This is a genomic window from Shewanella sp. ECSMB14101 (assembly GCF_000773485.1).
GTDB lineage: Bacteria > Pseudomonadota > Gammaproteobacteria > Enterobacterales > Shewanellaceae > Shewanella > Shewanella marisflavi.
The window spans coordinates 59,057-76,967 of the sequence record NZ_JSFF01000001.1 but is presented as its reverse complement, the minus strand read 5'-3'; the positions used below and the strand labels follow the sequence as shown (position 1 = coordinate 76,967).

Here is a 17,911-nt window from a genome sequence, read left to right as displayed (position 1 = left end):
GCCTTTTTTGCTTCTTTGGTGCCGAATTCAACGGTATAGCTCTGACCGTAACGAACTCCAGCGTTAACCTTCATTGTTTTGAATTGCCTGCGGCAGGCTCATGTGCAAACACATTTGTGACACGCTACGAGCACATCCTTGTGAGCTCTGCCTCGGCATCCATGCCTCGGAAGGTCACAAATGTGTTTACACTGTATTCACGGCGTGTAGCAGATGTATCTGCACAAAAGCGAGCCGCAGGCTATTAATTACAGCGAAGGTATGACCTTCACTTGCCTCTCCAGCATCCCTGCAGATCAGATGGCGCACAGCGTGTCACAGGCGTATCTGCACAACCCCCGCCGGGCAGGCGTTAGATTGCCATGAAGGGTAAAGCTTCAAAAATCTAACCAGGTGCAATAACCGTCCAAGCTACGAGTCAAAAAGGTTAATAGGGTTAACGCTAAAACCCGAGATCCATCTGTGCCCCATGCACTTCATCTTCCTGGCCAGGGCTAGCATCGGCACTCTCGAGTCCGACCGACACTCCCAGCAAGCGAATGCCCTGCCCGGCGCGGCGCTCCAAAGCCTGGCTGAGCAGGTCGTAAAACAACTTCACCGACACCTCGTCGCTACGCTGCTCTATGGTGGTCTGTTTAAAGTCATCAAACTTGAGCTTAACCACCTGCTTGTGAATACGCCGCGACTTGGCGCTGCGACTAATACGGCCGGATAGCTCCTGGATCAGCTGCGGCATCACCGCCTGACACTGCTCGTAGCTATAGATATCTTTGGCGAGCGTGGTCTCAACGCCGACAGACTTACGCTCTCTGTGGGGCGAGATACCGCGGGGGTCTATCCCCTGCGCCCTGTCATACAAGACACCACCAAACTTACCGAAGCGCTCCATCAGGCTCTGCCGACTACAAGCCTGCACATCGGCGCAGGTTTTCAGCCCCATGGTCTCCAGCTTAGCGCCTGTCACCTTACCGACGCCGGGAATTTTGATCAGTGGCAATGTCTTCACAAACTCGGGGATCATCTGCGGGGTGATCACATACTGGCCATTAGGCTTGTTGAGATCTGAGGCAATCTTGGCCAGAAACTTCACCGGCGCGATACCGGCTGAGGCGGTGAGTCCTGTCTGCTCAAAGATCTCCTGGCGTATTGCCTCGGCGATCAAGGTGGCCGAGCCCTGATGTTGAGTGCAATCACTGACATCCAGATAGGCTTCATCCAGGGAGAGGGGCTCGATTAACTCTGTGTAGCGGGCAAACACTTCTCGGATCTGCGCCGAGACTTCCTTATACACAGACATGCGGCCGGGCACCAAGATAAGATCTGGGCAGAGCTTGAGGGCATAGGCGGAGGCCATGGCCGAGCGCACACCAAACTTGCGCGCCTCATAGTTACAGGTGCTGATCACACCGCGGCGATCGCTGCGTCCACCGACGGCAATGGGCTTGCCCCTGAGCTCAGGAAAATCACGCATCTCGACCGCCGCAAAAAAGCAGTCCATATCTACATGAATAATCTTTTTCACCTTAATACCTCCAGCGCCAAGAATACTGTACATTTAAACAGTATTCAATCGCTTTGCGCTAAGGTGATAGCTTGGCACTGAATTGCGCCCAGTAAAAAGCCACCTTAAGGTGGCTTTATCTGAATCAGCCGCATGGCAATCATGCAGCGACTGGTATTTTACATCTCAAGCCTTACATTTTGGACTGAAGATAATTCTGCAGGCCGACCTTATCAATCAGGCCTAACTGCTTCTCTAGCCAGTACATATGGTCCGACTCAGTCTCTTCCAGCAAGACCTCTAACAACTCCCGAGAGGCGTAATCTTTCTTCTCTTCACATAGCGCAATGGCGGCGCGCAGATTATTGGCGACCTGATATTCATAGTTAAGGTCGTTTTGCAGCATCTCCTGCGGGTTTTTACCTATGTTGAGTGCCTCACGGCTGGCCACATCGGGTGTACCTTCGAGGAATAAAATGCGCTCGACCAACTTTTTGGCGTGTTCGCGCTCATCGTCAGACTCGTGAGAGATACGCTCATGCAGCTCGGTCAGTCCCCAGTCGTCATACATCAGGCCATGAACAAAATATTGATCCATTGCCGACAGCTCGCCGGTCAATAATTTGTTCAGTGTGTTGATCACCTCTTGGTTACCTTTCATATTGACTCCCTATTCCGACTCTATCTGTGACTGCAGGTAATTTTGAATGCCTGTCATCTTAATGAGATCTTGCTGCGCCTCGATCCAGTCAAGGTACTCCTCTTCATCTTCCAGCAGATCTTCGAGGATCTCACGACTGACATAATCTTGCTCCGTCTCGCACAGGTCTATGACGCTGCGAAGCTCAACCAGCTGCTCTTCAAGCATGGTCTTGTCACACTGCAACATCTCCTCTGGATGCTCACCGATACGCAATTTTTCAAGCTGCTGTAGATTAGGCAGGCCTTCGAGAAATAGCACCCGCTCAATTAACTTGTCGGCGTGCTTCATATCTTTAATCGACTTCTTGTAGCACTTCTCATTGAGCTCTTCCAGACCCCAATTTTTATACATGCGCGCATGCAGGAAGTACTGATTGATTGCCGTCAATTCAAAGGTCAGTATCTTATTTAACTGACGAATGACATTCGGATGACCCTTCATTTGATCTCCTTAATAAACTTGATCTAAATCAATATTTAAGACTAGAGCAATTTTAAGGCAATTACAAATAAACATTATGTTTCAATTGGTTATCAAAGATAATCATTCTTATTCGCGCTTTGATTAGCGATAAAAAAGTAAGAGGTTAAAGATAATAGATCCAGACTGTTAAGCGCCATCTTGCCCCAGCGACGTCAGGCTCAAGCACTCAAAAATAGATAGAAATTAGTGGGAGTCGACAAATTCAGAGCAATAAAAAAGGCTCCAAAATGGAACCTTTAATCGGGACGAGTCTATTAACCTAGATGATACGATCTTTAGCCAGCTTTTCACGGCGGGCCTCTTCTTCGGCCATCTTCGCCTTACGCTTATCGCATGGGTCATCACAGTCACAGGCTTTATCTATGCCTAGTGCCCCTAGGCCACCACAGCTACCAGCCACGGCCTTTTTCTTCACCAGATAGCCGATAGACATAAGAACGAAAAACAGTAGTAATACCACGAAAGCCGCTAAAAAAGTGCTCATCACTTACTCCAGATACACATAAGTGGTTGACCCACTTACATGCCTATTAATTCAACAATGCGCTCAGCCAGCCCTAAACGACTAGCTGACGCACCAGTGGGGCCTATTCTATCACAAACCCACAAAAGGCTTAAAGGCATCACTATAGTAGACCTTAAAACCTTGCGCTTGCTTTTCAATCAACATGATCGCCAGCCCTTCGCGCTCAGCCAGTGCCAGCGACGCCTCGGTGCCCATCACCATCATCGCCGTAGCATAACCGTCAGCAATCATGCTCTCTTTGGCAAGCACTGTGACCGAAGCCAGCTTGTGGTCTATGGGGTAGCCATTACGCGGGTCAATGATATGGGTAAAGCGCTGCCCCTCTTCCTCATAATAGTTGCGATAGTCGCCTGAAGTTGCCAAGGCCATGTTGCCTGGCCTGATCAATTGCTGCACCGAGCGCTCATCCTCATCGGGCTGCTCTATAGCAATGACCCAGTCACTGCCATCAAGCTTAACGCCATAGAGGCTGATCTCGCCGCCTATCTCAACCAGATATCCTTTGGGTTGATACTTACTCAGCAGCTTGGCCACCCTATCGACCCCAAAACCTTTAGCGATTGAGGAAAGATCCACATAGAGGTCAGGGTTACTTTTACTCAGTTTGAGGCCATCGACCTTAAGGTATTCGATACCCGTTTTAGCTTTGGTCTGGGCGATAAGTTCCGCGCTCGGCACTCGTGTTGGACGCTTATCGGGTCCGAAGCCCCACAGGTTCACCAGTGGCCCTAGGGTAATATCCAACGCGCCGTCAGTCTTACGATAGAGGTCGATCCCCGTCTGCACCACCTTGGCCGTATCGGGCGATACCGCCAGACCAGTTTCGAGCGTCATCTGATTAAAGCGTGACAACTCTGAGTCCGTGCGATAAGTGGACATCTGATCGTTCACCTGCTCCAGCGCCAGGTCGATCTCCGCCTGCAGCAGTTGTTCGTCAGGCATCTGTTGATCGCCGACAAATTTAATATGGTAAGTCGTGCCCATGGTCTGCCCAGACAGGGAGATCGTCTTAACAGGTTGGGTACAGGCTGAAATAAAAAAGGCTAGTCCCGCCAGGACTAACCCCTTAATAAAGGTCTTATACATATTGACCATTGTCCTTAATGATAACCCGGTAATACTCTCCCTAAGGGCGCCAGTGGCGTCTTAGGGAGAGCGATAATCGCGGGCAATATTATCACAAGAATTGTTGCTTAGCCGCCGAAGTCATCCAACAGGATATTTTCATCTTCAACGCCAAGATCTTTAAGCATACCGATAACCGCTGCGTTCATCATTGGAGGTCCACACATGTAGTACTCACAATCTTCTGGCGCTTCGTGGTCACGCAGGTAGTTTTCATACAAGACGTTATGAATGAAGCCTGTGTAACCATCCCAGTTATCTTCTGGTTGAGGATCTGACAGGGCCACGTGCCATACGAAGTTATCGTTTTCAGCCGCTAGGCCGTCGAAATCTTCAACATAGAACATTTCACGCTTAGAACGTGCACCGTACCAGAAGCTCATCTTACGCTTAGACTTAAGACGCTTAAGTTGGTCGAAGATATGCGAACGCATAGGCGCCATACCCGCACCACCACCGACGAATACCATCTCCGCATCGGTATCTTTAGCGAAGAACTCACCAAATGGACCAGAGATAGTTACCTTGTCGCCCGCCTTCAGGCTCCAGATGTATGAAGACATCTTACCGCAAGGCAGTGACAGGTTACGTGGAGGCGGCGTCGCGATACGTACGTTCAACATGATGATACCTTCCTCTTCAGGATAGTTCGCCATTGAGTACGCACGGATTGTCTCTTCATCAACCTTAGACTCTAGCTTGAAGAAGCCAAAGTGTTCCCAGTCGCCACGGTATTCTTCAGGTACGTCAAAATCGGCGTACTTAACATGGTGAGCAGGTGCTTCGATCTGAATGTAACCACCGGCACGGAAAGGTACAGACTCGCCATCAGGAATTTGCAGCTTAAGCTCTTTAATGAAGGTTGCTTTGTTATCGTTAGAGATAACTTCACAATCCCATTTCTTGATACCGAAGATCTCTTCTTCCAGCTCGATCTCCATATCTGACTTAACGTTTACCTGACAAGATAAACGACAGCCATTACGGGCATCGCCCTTAGAGATATGGTCGAGTTCTGTTGGCAAAATATCACCGCCACCAGACTTAACGATCACCTTACACTGGCCACAAGAACCACCGCCACCACAGGCCGATGAAACGAAGATGCCGTTTTCCGCCAATGCGCCAAGCAGTTTACCGCCTGCAGCCGTTTTAATCGCCTTATCCGCATCTTCATTGATGCCGATAGTAATATCGCCACTTGGTACCAACTTAGACTTGGCGAACAAAATCACCAAAACTAATACCAGTACAATGGCTGTAAACATACTCACACCGAGGTATACATCGATTGGAGTAGATTCAATAATACCCATTAACTTATCCTTTAAGGTTCAAATTCAGAAGCCGTTAAGGTGTCTCTTTACAGAGACACACCTGAGAACGACATGAAACCTAGAGCCATCAAACCTGCAGTCACAAAGGTAATACCTAGACCACGTAGACCATTAGGGACATCAGCATATTTTAACTTCTCACGGATACCGGCCAGTAGGACAAGCGCCAACGCCCAACCAATACCCGAACCTATGCCAAACACTAAACTTTCAGTCAGGTTGTAGTCACGCTCAACCATGAAAGATACCGCACCAAAAATCGCACAGTTTACGGTGATTAGCGGTAGGAAGATCCCCAGCGCGTTGTATAGCGGTGGAAAATACTTATCTAATGTCATCTCAAGGATTTGAACCAGCGCCGCGATCACACCGATAAAGGTGATGAACTTAAGGAAGCTCAGATCCGCATCAGGTACACCAGCCCAGGCTAAGGCGCCCGGTGCCAAAATACTCTGATAGATAATTTGGTTAACGGGTACAGAGATAGCCAATACCACGATAACAGCGACACCCAAGCCCATGGCTGTGGTTACCTTCTTAGACACAGCCAAGAAAGTACACATACCAAGGAAGAAGGATAACGCCATGTTTTCAATGAAAACAGAACGAATTAACAGACTAATAAAATGTTCCATTACGCTTATCCTTTTGCTTCAACTTGCTCTGGCTTGATGGTACGAATGATCCAGATTAACGCAGCAATCAGGAAGAACGCACTTGGCGGTAGCAGTAGCAGACCGTTTGGCTGATACCAGCCACCGTCAGAGATCTTGCTTAGGATCTCGACGCCAAATAGCGAACCGTTACCAAACAATTCACGCACGAAGCCAACTGACAACAAGATGGCACCATAACCCAAGCCGTTACCGATACCGTCCATGAAGCTCATCATAGGCGGTGTCTTCATCGCATAAGCTTCAGCGCGGCCCATTACGATACAGTTGGTAATGATCAGACCCACGAATACCGAAAGCTGCTTAGCCACGTCATAGGCATAAGCTTGCAGTACCTGGTCAACCACGATCACCAATGAAGCGATAATGGTCATCTGAACGATAATACGCACACTGCTTGGAATGTGGCCACGTATCATCGAGATGAACAGGTTAGACAAGGCCGTTACGGCAGTCAGAGCAATGGTCATCACGAGTGCGGTTTCCATTTTACTGGTTACCGCCAGCGCACTACATACACCCAGGATCTGCAACGCAATCGGGTTATTACTGATAATAGGTCCAGTTAGAACCTGTTTAAGTTCTTTAGCGTCAGCCATTAGCTAAGCCCTCCGTTGCGCGCCTTCTCGATAAAGCGAGCGAAACCCTCTTCTCCTAACCAGAAGTCAAGTGAGTTTTGAACGCCATTACCGGTAAGCGTCGCCCCTGATAATGCATCTACACCGTGCACACTTTCTGCGACGACAGGGTTCTTAGTCACTTTAATCGCCAAGTTACCCTGGTCATCATAAAGCTTCTTACCTTCCCACTTAGCAATCCACTTAGGATTCTGTACTTCACCACCCAGACCAGGGGTTTCACCTGAACCGGTAAAGTCGTAATACACTAAGCTACGAATCGTGTTCAGGTCGGCTTCAACAGCTAGGAAAGCGTACATGGTAGACCACAGACCATAACCTTTAACCGGAATGATCACAGTCTGTAGCGTGCCAGCGTCATCGCGAACCAAGTAGACCACGCCTTTATTCGCCACACGCTTCACTGAAGCGATATCATTTTCAGGCTTAAAAGAGGTCTCAGGTGTACGAGCGGCCTTTTCAGTATCAAAAGTATCGGCGTTGCCTTCTACCCAGTCACCAGACTTAAGGTCAACCAGCTTAGCTTCGACATACTTTTCATAAGTATTAAGGATCTGATCCTTGCTCACTTCGCCAGACTTAGTGTCAACCAAGCCAGCCGCTTCAAGAATGTACTTTTGCTTATCAAGCAATTTGTTTTCTTGCTGTGTTGGCTTTAGCAGTACTGCCGCGGTAGAAACGAATACCGAACAGATAAAACATAATCCAACAACAACAAACAGCGTTCTACCGAACGAATCTTTATTACTAGCCACGAGCAATCCTCCGCTTAACATTCGCTTGAACCACAAAGTGGTCGAATAGCGGCGCAAACAGGTTGGCGAATAAGATAGCCAACATCATACCTTCAGGGAAAGCAGGGTTAATGACACGGATAAACACGGCCATAGCACCAATCAAGATACCGTACGCCCACTTAGCTTGGTTGGTGAAAGACGCAGAAACTGGGTCAGTCGCCATAAACATCATACCGAAGGCAAAGCCACCCAGTACCAAGTGCCAGTGCCAAGGCATAGCAAACATAGGGTTAGTATCGCTACCGATAAAGTTAAGTAGGTAAGAAACGGCAATCATACCGACCATCACACCACCCACGATGCGCCATGACGCGATACGGGTGTAGATAATCACCAGACCACCCAGCAGAATCGCCAGAGTAGACACTTCACCCACAGAACCAGGAATGAAACCTAGGAAGGCATCCCACCAAGCTTGGTTAAAGCCGTAGTCCAGAGTGCCCTGTGCCGCTTGGCTTAGCGCCGTTGCACCAGAGAAACCGTCTGCAACCACCCAAGTGGTATCGCCTGACATGTTTAGCGGGTAAGCGAAGAACAGGAAGGCACGACCGGCCAGTGCAGGGTTAAGGAAGTTACGACCCGTACCACCGAAGATCTCTTTGGCAACGACGACACCGAAGGTGATACCCAGCGCTACCATCCATAGCGGAATGGTTGCTGGCAGGGTTAGCGCAAACAGAATCGAGGTGACGAAGAAACCTTCGTTAACTTCATGGCCACGAACCATAGCAAACAGCACTTCCCAGATACCACCCACGGCAAAGGTCACCGCGTAGATAGGGAGGAACCAGCAGGCGCCATACCACATGAGTGCAGCAACACCTGAATCAGCAGTCAGCTCAGTACCAAACAAGCCAAACAAAGCCACTTGCCAGGTATCTGGAGTGGCAAAGCCAGCCATTAAAGCTTCTTGTGCCTGAAGACCTACGTTGTACATACCTACGAACATCGCAGGGAATGCACAGGCCCAAACCGTAATCATCATACGCTTCAGGTCAAGGTTATCACGCACATGAGTACGGCCCTTGTTTACGTGGCCTGGTGTATAAAATACCGTGTATGCCGCTTCGAAGAGCGCATACCACTTCTCGTATTTCCCACCCTTTTCAAACTGGGGTTCAATACTTTTGAAAAATTGTTTCAAGCCCATTAGCCTTCCCTCACAATCGTATCTAGGCAGTCGCGTAGGTACGACGCATAGTCATACTTACCAGGACATACGAAAGTACATAGTGCCAAATCTTCTTCATCCAACTCTAACGCGCCTAAAGTGGCAGCGCCGTCGGTATCACCTGACACCAGGTCACGCAATAGCATGGTAGGAAGAATGTCGAGAGGCATAACACGCTCATAGTTGCCAATTGGCACCATGGCACGGTCAGAACCACCAGTGCTGGTCGTCATGTTAAACAGACGAGACGGTGACAGGTGCCCCAGGAATGCACGTGTAACAGAGAACTTGTTAGGACCAGGCATCGCCCAGCCAATAAACTCTTGTTCACGGCCTTCTTCAAGCAGAGAAATCTGGTTAAAGAAACGACCTAAATAGGCATGTGGGCCTGTTGCCGTTTTACCGTTGAGCACTGAACCTGCAACTACACGAACATCGCCTTGGGCCACTTCGCCAGTCGTCAATTCGGTAATAGATGCACCACTCTGAGTGCGCACCAGTCTAGGCTTCAGCGCCTTAGGACCTGCTATCGCGACCACACGTTGGGTGTTTAGCTCACCAGTAGTAAATAGTTGACCGATTGCGATCACATCTTGATAGCCAACATGCCAAACGGTGCGCTTAGCCGATGCGGGCAGAACAAAATGGATATGAGTACCGGCAAGACCCGCAGGATGCGGACCGGCAAACTCTTCAACTTGTGCGTTGGCTGCAGGAATATCGGTTCCTGGCGCCTTACACAGATACACCTTACCTTCTGTCAATCTTGCAAGGACTTTTAAGCCATTGGCAAAATCTTCCTTGTGCTCGTTAATGATAACGGCAGGATCGGCAGCAAGAGGTTGAGTATCGATAGCGGTCACAAAAATACCAGCAGGCGTTGAGTCAACTGCAGGTGCTTTGCTGAAAGGACGCGTACGCAAGGCGGGCCACATGCCTGATTCGATCAGGCTATCGCGCACTAATTGCGGGTCAAGGGTGTCTAATGCTGCGGCATCGTACTTGGCGAAAGAAACGCTATCGTCCCCCTCTACCTCGATGACGACAGACTGAAGAACACGCTGGGCGCCCCGGTTAATTTCTGAGATTGTGCCACTGGCTAAAGCAGTATATTTAACGCCAGGATTCTTTTTGTCTTCAAAAATCACCTGACCTTTTTGCACTTTGTCACCCACTTTGATCTTCATCGTGGGGCGCAGGCCAATATACTCTTCACCCAAAGTAGCTACGTGTTTAATGGCTGGGCCATTATGGATAACTTGCTCTGGTCCACCTGTTATAGGCAGGTCCAATCCTTTCTTTATTGTAATCATATCCACAAGCACTACGTTTATGAAGGAAAGATAATGCGTCGCGTTCCTGCTAAATGAGATAGATTTCAAACAGAAGCTATCGCATTGAGCTAGCGCAGATTTATTACAGAAATGCGATCGCAATCACGCTGGTCGGGCGCATTTTACCGTAAATAATTCCTTATCGCTATGAAAAATACGGGTGTTTTAAAACGGACTCAGGGGATTTCTACAGTGAGGAGTAGATCACAGTTCCTGTGATTTTTATGATTTAGGTAAATGGAAATTAATTTAGCCCCCTGTCCTAGCAGGGTTATATGAATTTGAGTAGCCAAAAATCTACTTTTTCACGGCCTTATTTTGGCGAATTTCGCTGGACAAAAAAACAACAAAACCCGACACTGTTCGACTAAAGTTTAACCAGTGAATTTACCGGTTTTTCCTGTTTAACACCTCTACGACCACCAACAGGCTAAAAAAACAAAAAGCAGCCACGGCTGCTTTTTGTCTCTGAACAGGTAAAAGGTGAGCTGAGATCAGAGTCCCTTTAAAATATCGTCACTAAGTTTAAGCTCATCGTTACGATTGACATTAACCCCGGCGGCGATGATATTTTTGGCGATATCCTTAGCCTGCTCCAAAGAATGCATCTCATAAGTCCCACACTGGTACTCGTTTAACTCAGGGATCTCAGACTGCTGCTTTACCTTTAGCACATCTTCCATGGCAGCCAGCCAGCACTCGGCCACTTCCGCTTCTTTGGGGGTGCCAATAAGGCTCATGTAGAAACCGGTGCGGCATCCCATAGGAGAGATATCGATGATCTCGACGCTATCACTATTGAGGTGATCTCGCATAAAACCGGCAAAAAGGTGCTCTAGGGTGTGAATACCGCGCTCGCTCAGAATATCTTTATTCGGGGCGCAGAAACGCAGATCAAAAACGGTAATAGTATCGCCCTTTGGGGTGGTCATCGTCTTGGCAACGCGCACAGCAGGGGCATTCATACGGGTATGATCTACGGTAAAGCTATCGAGTAACGGCATTATTTTTCTCCCATAAACAAAGGCACCTCAGAGTTTGCCAAGGCACCTAGATTGAGTGCGACCGACTGATAGCTTCAGCCGCCGACTGACCTACACAATATGCGGTAGGTGCCGAGCAAAGTAAAGTGAACATATCTCAAAACCCGGCCAATAAAAAACCACAGCGGCCATGCCTGCTGTGGCTTTAAACTAGCTATTTCTCATCAACACCTAAAGGACTGTTATGCCCGCACAATCATGGGTTAACCGCGACAATTAGGTTAACCGAGAGACTTAGATTAACCGCGACACTTAGGCGAATCAGGCACTTCTGCCTCTTGCTCCCATTCGTCAGGCGTAAAAGTGTGCATAGACAGGGCATGCAGTCCAGCATCGAACTGAGGCTGCAGCGCTTCATTGACCGCGCGGTGACGACCGATGAGTCGCTTACCTTCAAAAGCCGCGCTGGCAACGATCACCTTAAAGTGAGTCTCTGAATTAGGTGGGACGTGGTGGTTGTCGCTCTCATTGATCACCTCTAGGTGAACTGGGGATAGAACCTCTGTGAGCGTATCGATTATCTGCTGTTTTACTGACATGGTCATCATCTCTGTCGAGTAGAAAACTTAAGTGGCAGCAGAGTACTTTGAGTGGATCAAAAGATCAACTCATCTTCATCGGTCCCCACCGCAGAGCACTAACCTCAGATCAGGTCAGGCTGACTCTGGCATCTTGAGAGACATTCTCCAGTAACTCTATGATGCTGTCCCCGCTGATCTCATCGGGCACGGATACCGCCAACTTAGCGGAAAACACCGTCTGCCCTAGGGTAGAGACATGTACTCGGTTGCACTCCATCTGATCCACTTCGAGATCCAGGTTAGAGAGAATATCGACTATCTCCCTTGTCAGCCCAGGTCTGTCTGAACAATCGACATTGAATCTCAAGCTACGGGTGTGTTCGCTATGTAGCTCCGCCATATCGCTGAAACTAAAAGTAAGCTCAGGAAACTCCTGCACAAAGTTGGCCTGTAGCTGCGCCACCTTATCCTGAGTAATTGCCACCTTCATCATGGCGGCAAACCAGGCATCCATCTTGATCACCTTGCTGCTTAACCACTCGCCTCCGGCATCTCGGGTCAGTTTGGCCATCGCCTTCACAACTCCAGGGGTGACAGTGCCGGTTACCGTTGTCACGAACATCTTATTCATAGCAGACTCCTTGATGGGCTTGTCTCATTATCCAGCGATTATTCGAGCTGTGGGCTCCCCCTGAGGATAGACCTTTCATCGCCCCAAGAGTGAGAGCCAGGTTACAATTCAGCCTTACACATTATCCCTGATGAAAGTGTGGAATTAAATGGCGATAGGTCAAGTTTAGCCTAGGCTGAGTCACCCCGGCCCTTTTTGGCAAAGAATGTTGCCAACTCGCCTGCATCGGCCAGTGCATGATTAATAGATCGCCACTATTGAGCTGCAATTCCACTTTCTGTTTGCTCTGCTTATGGCGCAGAAAGAAGGGGCGGCTCGCCCCCAAGGTGATGGAGGCGATATCAGAGCCTGGCATGATCTCAGCCTCATCATCACTGTGCCACCCCATGGTGTCGGCCCCATCTTTGTAGTGATTGACCAAGACCCCATTGCTAATCAGGCCAAAGTCATGCGCCAGTTTATCTCGCAGACGCAAAGCATACTTAGGCCAGGGCAAGGCGCGAATAAACAGGCCAGAATATTGATAGTCGCAGCCATCATCACCAAACCACACCTGACGCCTTGGGATCGGATGCATACGACCATATACGGCTATCTCAGGTCGGCTAAAGGGATAGTGCTCGGCCTCAAGCATCAGCGCTTGTTGCTGTGCCTGATTAAGGTACCCGGGAATAAGGCTAATAGGCGGCTTTGTGGTTGCCGTGCCCGGTAGTTCAAAACCAAGGTCTTGTTGATGCATCTCTCTTCCTGTTGCCCTTTGTGCTGGGCATATACCTGACTGGGTAAATCTGCGATAATCGCGACCCTAATTTTCAAAGTAGCAGCCAAGTGATGACAACTCAATTCTCCTTCGCCGATATCACGCTTCAACTCTCTCGCTATCCGGCCAAGCAGGCCTCTAACCTGCAAGCATGGGATGCGGCAGATGAGCACCTGATAAAACACTTACAGGAGATAGAGCAAGAAAAAGTTAATACTGCCATCATCAACGATAGCTTTGGAGCCTTGTGCGCGGTGCTCACCACTCAGGCCGCCGACTGGCCCTTGTGGGTCGAAACCGATGCCAAGACCAGTCACCTGGGCACCCTGGAAAACTTTGCTAGCAACAACTTGAGCCATGATAATCTCACCTGGCTCAATAGCCGAGACACCCTGCCACAAGGGATAGGCTTAGTACTGATGAAGTTGCCAAAAAACCTGAGCTACTTTGCCCATCAGCTGATACGCCTCTCAAGATCGCTGGCACCTGGCACTCCTGTCTATATTGGCGCCAAGGCTAAATCGATCAATAAGGCACTACTTGAAACCATCGCCCAGCACTTAGGTCCCGCCTCGGCCAGCCTAGCGTGGAAGAAGACCCGGGTGATCACCTGTATCGCAGACGGCACGCCAAGAGCCCTGCCGAGCGAGGTTTGCTGGCCGGTGAAGGAGTTTAATCTCACTATCAGTAATCTCAGTAACGTGTTTGCCGCCAATAAGCTGGATATCGGCGCCCGTATCATGCTGGATAATATGCCCAAGGGGCAGTTTGATACCATAGTGGATCTGGGCTGCGGCAACGGCATTCTCGGCCTGAGGGCAAAACAGCTTTATCCAGACGCGATACTCCATTTTGTCGACGACTCTGAGATGGCTATCGCCTCGGCGAAGCTTAACTGGCAGAGCAACCAATTAGATAATGCAAATCAGCCCCTGCCACAGGCACATTTTCATTGGGACGATTGCCTGACCCACTTAAGTGAGGAGCTGCAACCCGATCTGGTGCTGTGCAACCCGCCCTTCCACCAGGGAGAGGCCATCACGGACCATATTGCCTGGCAGATGTTTTTAGACGCTTTTCATAAGTTAAGGCCAGGCGGCCTACTGCAGGTGGTGGGTAATCGTCATCTGGCCTACCATGTGAAACTCAAGCGCATATTTAAAAACTGCACCACAGTGGCCTCGAACGGTAAGTTTGTCATTCTTCAGGCGACTAAAGCTGTAAATACGGCTGCAAATGCTTCAACAGCAACCGAATAACGCTAATGACTCAAGATAACAAAACAGGGCCATTTGGCCCTGTTTTGTTATGCAGCGTCTCGTTTTTCTGTCGCCTTAACATCAGAGTTACTGAGTGGCGGTGCAAATAACAACTGCCAACGCTGCTTTAGGCTGAGGCCGGGCGCAAAGGCCTCGCTAAACATGTCGCGCCATTCGCTAAAGGTCACAACCAGAGGGTTGAAACTTTTGACCGGCTTGGTAATGCCATAGTCGACAGTCTCCTCCTCTTTAATATAGGTGCCAAACAAGCGGTCCCAGATGATCAACACACCGGCATAGTTTTTATCGATATATTGTGGGTTACGTCCGTGATGCACCCTGTGATGGGAGGGGGTGTTAAAGATCCACTCCAGCGGCCCCAGCGTCTTGACCGCTTGGGTGTGAACGAAAAATTGCAGACCCAGATTAAGCAATACGGCAAACACGACCCAGTTTGGATCGAAGCCTAGCACCACCAGCGGCAACCAGAAGATCCACATACCGGCAAAGGGATACATCAGGCTCTGCCTGAAGGCCGTACTGAAATTCATTCGCTCCGAACTGTGGTGAGCCACATGGGCTGCCCACATCCAACGCACGCGGTGGCTTGCGCGGTGAAACCAGTAATAACAGAAATCTTGCGCGATCAGCAGGGCGATAAAACTGCTTAATCCCATCTGGATATCCAACAGGCGCCAATCGAAAAACCAAAGGTACAGCTTGGCAATCAATAGCCCGGTCAGGATATCAGCCCCCTGATGCAGCCCCGCAAGCGTAAAATTACACAAGACTTCCGGCAGTTGATAACGGGCGTTATCAGGCAGGTGACCCTTACGATCGCCAAAATACCATTCGAGTAAGATACAAACGAAAAACAGCGGTGCCAGCACCAATAGCAACACCTCTGGGTGCGTGATGAGTGAATTAAAATCCATCTAATTATTCCTTTATGTCCCTAAGTAATACGTAAGCCTTGGGTTACCAACGGGCAAAATGATCTTCGGTCAAGCCCAAAAGGTTATCGATATAGTGAGTCGTCCCCTCGCCATCTTTGATCTGGCCATCGAAATAGCCCAGATATTGTCTGAAGTTACTCTTAAGCAGCCAGAGGTTGAGTTTCTCCTGACGACAATTTAACGGTTGAAAACTTAAGTCCACCCGACCATCTAACGAACGAATAGCCCAGCTGGCATCATCATGATGCTGTGGGGCGCGGCTGAATTCGAAGTGCACAGGCCCCAGCAGGTGTCGCTGGCCATCGACCCAGAAGACATTTTCATTGCAGCCGGTTTCGTTTACCCCGGCAGCCAGGTTGAGCCCAACCAATGAGTCACCTTGATAGCCGTTAATGCTCGCCCAGCGCCAACTGGTCTCGCGGCGCATATAGCCCGCCGAAAAATCATAGCCACCGAGCGCACGATTAAGAGGCTGTGGCTCATGGTTAATGGTTAACTTACCACCAACCTTGAGACCATTGTGTTTTTGGGTATAGGTCCAACCGCTGTAACCCGTTGGGTTACACATGGCCATGGGTAGGCTAAGCGGCATAGGGGTCAGGCTGAGCTCGGCCTTAATTTGCGCCGTATCTATCTGGAGCTGCCACTGGCCTTGCTCGATATCGATAACCACCTTACCCTTGCCACTGGCAAGCTGCGCCCGTCCCGACCAAGGTGACTCAGCCACCTTACAGCCCAGCGTCAGAGGCTTAAGCCAGTTGGTTTCTACCAAGCGGTTGGCTTTAATATCGTAGAGGTAACAAAAACCTGTACCGGCATAGCGAATGTCTGCAATCGCGACACCAATGACATATCTCGGGGTAACCACAGAGACAAACTGAAACTGCTTAAAATGAAAATGCCTGGCAAGGTGACTGGCTGGCTTATCCATTACATTGGTATAGTGAAAATGCTCTAACCCGAACGATTTAACCGGGCCATCAAAATGACCAAATTGCACCTGCCCCGTATTTGAGATCAGGCTATCTGGTGCGATCAGGGTGTGCAGTGCACCGGGTTGAATATCCATCTTCATCGCTTATTATCGCTTGTCATTATTATCGGGCCGAATGGCTGTCTGCCGCCTATTTTAAACTTGAATTTTTACTCTAACGTTTTCTCGTTTAAGTTAAAACCCTACCGAGCAACATAGTCTTAACAATAGCGCCTCAGGCTGGCATCCAATGAGGATTCTGGTATGCTGATGCCACCTTTTTACAGCATGATTTATCGCTATGAAACGTTTTATTCCTATCATCGCCTGTGCCGGCCTACTCTTTGGCTGCGCCAGCCATACTCCGACCCATATGGCGCTGAACCCTCAGTTGCCTGTGGTACAGTCTCAGGGCATTCCCAGCAAGCCAATCGCTATCGAGATGATAGATACCCGCTCGGCAAACTTTATTGCCCGCTTTAATAATGAAGGTGATGCCGCCAGACTCGTCAGCCCATCTGAGTCACCCCGTCGTCAGCTGGAGCAAGTGTTCAGAGACGGCTTTACCAAGGCTGGCTATCGCATCGACCCTGCCTCGGTAAACCATATGCAGCTGCAGCTGGAGAAACTGCTAACCGATGTGAGCGACACCACCTTCGGCTATCAGGCCACCAATGACATCATCATCAATGTGATCGCCAGCAATACCAGTAAGACTTTTACCAAGCGATACACGGCGCGCAACCTGGTTTCAGGCCCCTTTAGTGCCGATTTTGCCACTCTGGAGCTATCGGTAAACGATCTACTGAGCGATCTCACGGCTAAGATCATCAACGACCCCGAACTCAACGAGTTTATCCAACAATAATCATAAGATAAGGAGTGTTACATGAGAATCTGGCTCGCCTCCCTGCTGCTGTTGTCATTTTCTAGCCTGGCTCAGGCTCTGGATATTCAGAGCGATACCATCTACCCCAAAGTGAAGCTGGAAACCAGCATGGGTAATATCATCGTCGAGCTGGATCGCAAACGTGCGCCCATTACGGTCGATAATTTTCTCACCTATGTGGTCAAAGGCCACTATGACAACACCCTATTTCACCGCATCATCCCAGGCTTTGTGGTACAAGGCGGCGGACTCAACCCTAAGCTGGAAGAGAAGCCTTACGGTGAACCAATCGTAAACGAGTCGGGCAATGGTCTCAGCAACAGCCTGGGCAGCATCGCCATGGCCCGCGACGACAACCCACACTCAGCCACCGCGCAGTTTTACTTTAATGTGGGCGACAACAAGCGTCTCGATCCCTCCAAGCGCCGCTGGGGCTACGCCGTGTTCGGTGAGGTGGTTGAAGGGATGGAAGTGTTAGAGGCGATGTCAGAGGTAGAGACACAGATCAACACTAAGCTAGGCCGGGCCGACTTTCCGGTGAACCCCATTATCCTGAACAAGGCGACCCTGCTCCCAAGAGAGTAAGTTAG

20 protein-coding genes are annotated in these 17,911 nt (G+C 49.5%); 3 read left to right on the top strand and 17 right to left on the bottom strand.

Annotated elements, in window-relative coordinates; genetic code table 11:
- Positions 1–442: 442 nt before the first annotated feature.
- The 15 genes from dinB to NY07_RS00375 form a co-directional block, all read right to left on the bottom strand.
- The gene (gene dinB / locus NY07_RS00445) at positions 443–1,522 is read right to left on the bottom strand and encodes a DNA polymerase IV (RefSeq protein ID WP_033537747.1); all 1,080 of its coding nucleotides are present in this window, start codon (positions 1,520–1,522) and stop codon (positions 443–445) included.
- A gap of 172 nt (positions 1,523–1,694) precedes the next feature.
- Complete coding sequence (bfr, locus tag NY07_RS00440) at positions 1,695–2,162, bottom strand: bacterioferritin (protein ID WP_033537380.1); 468 nt, start codon at positions 2,160–2,162, stop codon at positions 1,695–1,697.
- A 9-nt stretch (positions 2,163–2,171) separates the two neighbouring features.
- Positions 2,172–2,645: a bacterioferritin gene (bfr, locus tag NY07_RS00435; RefSeq protein ID WP_033537379.1), complete on the bottom strand. Its 474-nt coding sequence runs from the start codon at positions 2,643–2,645 to the stop codon at positions 2,172–2,174.
- A 301-nt stretch (positions 2,646–2,946) separates the two neighbouring features.
- Entirely contained in the window at positions 2,947–3,171 is a 225-nt protein-coding gene (nqrM, locus tag NY07_RS00430) for a (Na+)-NQR maturation NqrM (RefSeq protein ID WP_033537378.1), read from the bottom strand.
- A gap of 111 nt (positions 3,172–3,282) precedes the next feature.
- Positions 3,283–4,299 (bottom strand): FAD:protein FMN transferase, encoded by a 1,017-nt coding sequence (locus tag NY07_RS00425; RefSeq protein WP_033537377.1) that lies wholly within the window; start codon positions 4,297–4,299, stop codon positions 3,283–3,285.
- A 107-nt stretch (positions 4,300–4,406) separates the two neighbouring features.
- Positions 4,407–5,654 carry an NADH:ubiquinone reductase (Na(+)-transporting) subunit F gene (gene nqrF, locus NY07_RS00420; RefSeq protein WP_033537376.1) on the bottom strand — a complete coding sequence of 416 codons (1,248 nt, stop codon included), beginning with the start codon at positions 5,652–5,654 and terminating at the stop codon, positions 4,407–4,409.
- 47 nt (positions 5,655–5,701) lie between these two features.
- Positions 5,702–6,310, bottom strand: coding sequence for an NADH:ubiquinone reductase (Na(+)-transporting) subunit E (gene nqrE, locus NY07_RS00415; protein ID WP_033537375.1), 609 nt, complete (start codon positions 6,308–6,310; stop codon positions 5,702–5,704).
- A gap of 5 nt (positions 6,311–6,315) precedes the next feature.
- Positions 6,316–6,948 carry an NADH:ubiquinone reductase (Na(+)-transporting) subunit D gene (locus NY07_RS00410; RefSeq protein WP_033537374.1) on the bottom strand — a complete coding sequence of 211 codons (633 nt, stop codon included), beginning with the start codon at positions 6,946–6,948 and terminating at the stop codon, positions 6,316–6,318.
- Positions 6,948–7,742 (bottom strand): Na(+)-translocating NADH-quinone reductase subunit C, encoded by a 795-nt coding sequence (locus NY07_RS00405; RefSeq protein WP_033537373.1) that lies wholly within the window; start codon positions 7,740–7,742, stop codon positions 6,948–6,950. Before NY07_RS00405 ends, NY07_RS00410 begins: the two co-directional genes overlap by 1 nt.
- A complete protein-coding gene (locus NY07_RS00400; protein ID WP_033537372.1) occupies positions 7,735–8,934 on the bottom strand; it encodes an NADH:ubiquinone reductase (Na(+)-transporting) subunit B in 1,200 nt (399 codons plus the stop codon). The genes NY07_RS00405 and NY07_RS00400 overlap by 8 nt, the downstream gene beginning before the upstream one ends.
- Positions 8,934–10,268, bottom strand: coding sequence for a Na(+)-translocating NADH-quinone reductase subunit A (locus NY07_RS00395; protein WP_033537746.1), 1,335 nt, complete (start codon positions 10,266–10,268; stop codon positions 8,934–8,936). Before NY07_RS00395 ends, NY07_RS00400 begins: the two co-directional genes overlap by 1 nt.
- Positions 10,269–10,783: 515 nt before the next feature.
- The gene (gene luxS, locus NY07_RS00390) at positions 10,784–11,293 is read right to left on the bottom strand and encodes an S-ribosylhomocysteine lyase (protein ID WP_033537371.1); all 510 of its coding nucleotides are present in this window, start codon (positions 11,291–11,293) and stop codon (positions 10,784–10,786) included.
- 278 nt (positions 11,294–11,571) lie between these two features.
- Positions 11,572–11,871: a BolA family protein gene (locus NY07_RS00385; RefSeq protein ID WP_033537370.1), complete on the bottom strand. Its 300-nt coding sequence runs from the start codon at positions 11,869–11,871 to the stop codon at positions 11,572–11,574.
- A 109-nt stretch (positions 11,872–11,980) separates the two neighbouring features.
- A complete protein-coding gene (locus NY07_RS00380) occupies positions 11,981–12,484 on the bottom strand; it encodes an ACT domain-containing protein (RefSeq protein WP_033537369.1) in 504 nt (167 codons plus the stop codon).
- Between the two features lie 121 nt (positions 12,485–12,605).
- The gene (locus NY07_RS00375; RefSeq protein ID WP_033537368.1) at positions 12,606–13,223 is read right to left on the bottom strand and encodes an alpha-ketoglutarate-dependent dioxygenase AlkB family protein; all 618 of its coding nucleotides are present in this window, start codon (positions 13,221–13,223) and stop codon (positions 12,606–12,608) included.
- Positions 13,224–13,315: 92 nt separating this feature from the next.
- Between NY07_RS00375 and NY07_RS00370 the strand changes: the two genes are divergently transcribed.
- On the top strand, positions 13,316–14,503 hold the full coding sequence (locus NY07_RS00370; protein WP_052125435.1) for a methyltransferase: 1,188 nt from the start codon (positions 13,316–13,318) through the stop codon (positions 14,501–14,503).
- Between the two features lie 47 nt (positions 14,504–14,550).
- Here NY07_RS00370 and NY07_RS00365 read toward each other — a convergent pair whose 3' ends face one another.
- Positions 14,551–15,438 (bottom strand): sterol desaturase family protein, encoded by an 888-nt coding sequence (locus NY07_RS00365; protein WP_033537367.1) that lies wholly within the window; start codon positions 15,436–15,438, stop codon positions 14,551–14,553.
- A gap of 43 nt (positions 15,439–15,481) precedes the next feature.
- On the bottom strand, positions 15,482–16,534 hold the full coding sequence (locus tag NY07_RS00360) for a DUF2804 domain-containing protein (RefSeq protein WP_033537366.1): 1,053 nt from the start codon (positions 16,532–16,534) through the stop codon (positions 15,482–15,484).
- 199 nt (positions 16,535–16,733) lie between these two features.
- On the opposite strand from NY07_RS00360, the gene NY07_RS00355 reads away from it, so the two are divergent.
- Both NY07_RS00355 and NY07_RS00350 read left to right on the top strand, forming a co-directional pair.
- Positions 16,734–17,300 (top strand): YajG family lipoprotein, encoded by a 567-nt coding sequence (locus NY07_RS00355; RefSeq protein ID WP_033537365.1) that lies wholly within the window; start codon positions 16,734–16,736, stop codon positions 17,298–17,300.
- Positions 17,301–17,321: 21 nt separating this feature from the next.
- Positions 17,322–17,906: a peptidylprolyl isomerase gene (locus tag NY07_RS00350; RefSeq protein ID WP_033537364.1), complete on the top strand. Its 585-nt coding sequence runs from the start codon at positions 17,322–17,324 to the stop codon at positions 17,904–17,906.
- Positions 17,907–17,911 lie beyond the last annotated feature (5 nt).

Excerpts from the sequence above, each read along its gene's own strand:
- bfr (WP_033537380.1), bottom strand. The coding sequence starts at position 2,162 with ATGAAAGGTAACCAAGAGGTGATCAACACACTGAACAAATTATTGACC.
- bfr (WP_033537379.1), bottom strand. The coding sequence starts at position 2,645 with ATGAAGGGTCATCCGAATGTCATTCGTCAGTTAAATAAGATACTGACC.
- nqrM (WP_033537378.1), bottom strand. The coding sequence starts at position 3,171 with ATGAGCACTTTTTTAGCGGCTTTCGTGGTATTACTACTGTTTTTCGTT.
- NY07_RS00425 (WP_033537377.1), bottom strand. The coding sequence starts at position 4,299 with ATGTATAAGACCTTTATTAAGGGGTTAGTCCTGGCGGGACTAGCCTTT.
- nqrF (WP_033537376.1), bottom strand. The coding sequence starts at position 5,654 with ATGGGTATTATTGAATCTACTCCAATCGATGTATACCTCGGTGTGAGT.
- nqrE (WP_033537375.1), bottom strand. The coding sequence starts at position 6,310 with ATGGAACATTTTATTAGTCTGTTAATTCGTTCTGTTTTCATTGAAAAC.
- NY07_RS00410 (WP_033537374.1), bottom strand. The coding sequence starts at position 6,948 with ATGGCTGACGCTAAAGAACTTAAACAGGTTCTAACTGGACCTATTATC.
- NY07_RS00400 (WP_033537372.1), bottom strand. The coding sequence starts at position 8,934 with ATGGGCTTGAAACAATTTTTCAAAAGTATTGAACCCCAGTTTGAAAAG.
- NY07_RS00395 (WP_033537746.1), bottom strand. The coding sequence starts at position 10,268 with ATGATTACAATAAAGAAAGGATTGGACCTGCCTATAACAGGTGGACCA.
- luxS (WP_033537371.1), bottom strand. The coding sequence starts at position 11,293 with ATGCCGTTACTCGATAGCTTTACCGTAGATCATACCCGTATGAATGCC.
- NY07_RS00385 (WP_033537370.1), bottom strand. The coding sequence starts at position 11,871 with ATGTCAGTAAAACAGCAGATAATCGATACGCTCACAGAGGTTCTATCC.
- NY07_RS00380 (WP_033537369.1), bottom strand. The coding sequence starts at position 12,484 with ATGAATAAGATGTTCGTGACAACGGTAACCGGCACTGTCACCCCTGGA.
- NY07_RS00375 (WP_033537368.1), bottom strand. The coding sequence starts at position 13,223 with ATGCATCAACAAGACCTTGGTTTTGAACTACCGGGCACGGCAACCACA.
- NY07_RS00370 (WP_052125435.1), top strand. The coding sequence starts at position 13,316 with ATGACAACTCAATTCTCCTTCGCCGATATCACGCTTCAACTCTCTCGC.
- NY07_RS00365 (WP_033537367.1), bottom strand. The coding sequence starts at position 15,438 with ATGGATTTTAATTCACTCATCACGCACCCAGAGGTGTTGCTATTGGTG.
- NY07_RS00360 (WP_033537366.1), bottom strand. The coding sequence starts at position 16,534 with ATGAAGATGGATATTCAACCCGGTGCACTGCACACCCTGATCGCACCA.
- NY07_RS00355 (WP_033537365.1), top strand. The coding sequence starts at position 16,734 with ATGAAACGTTTTATTCCTATCATCGCCTGTGCCGGCCTACTCTTTGGC.
- NY07_RS00350 (WP_033537364.1), top strand. The coding sequence starts at position 17,322 with ATGAGAATCTGGCTCGCCTCCCTGCTGCTGTTGTCATTTTCTAGCCTG.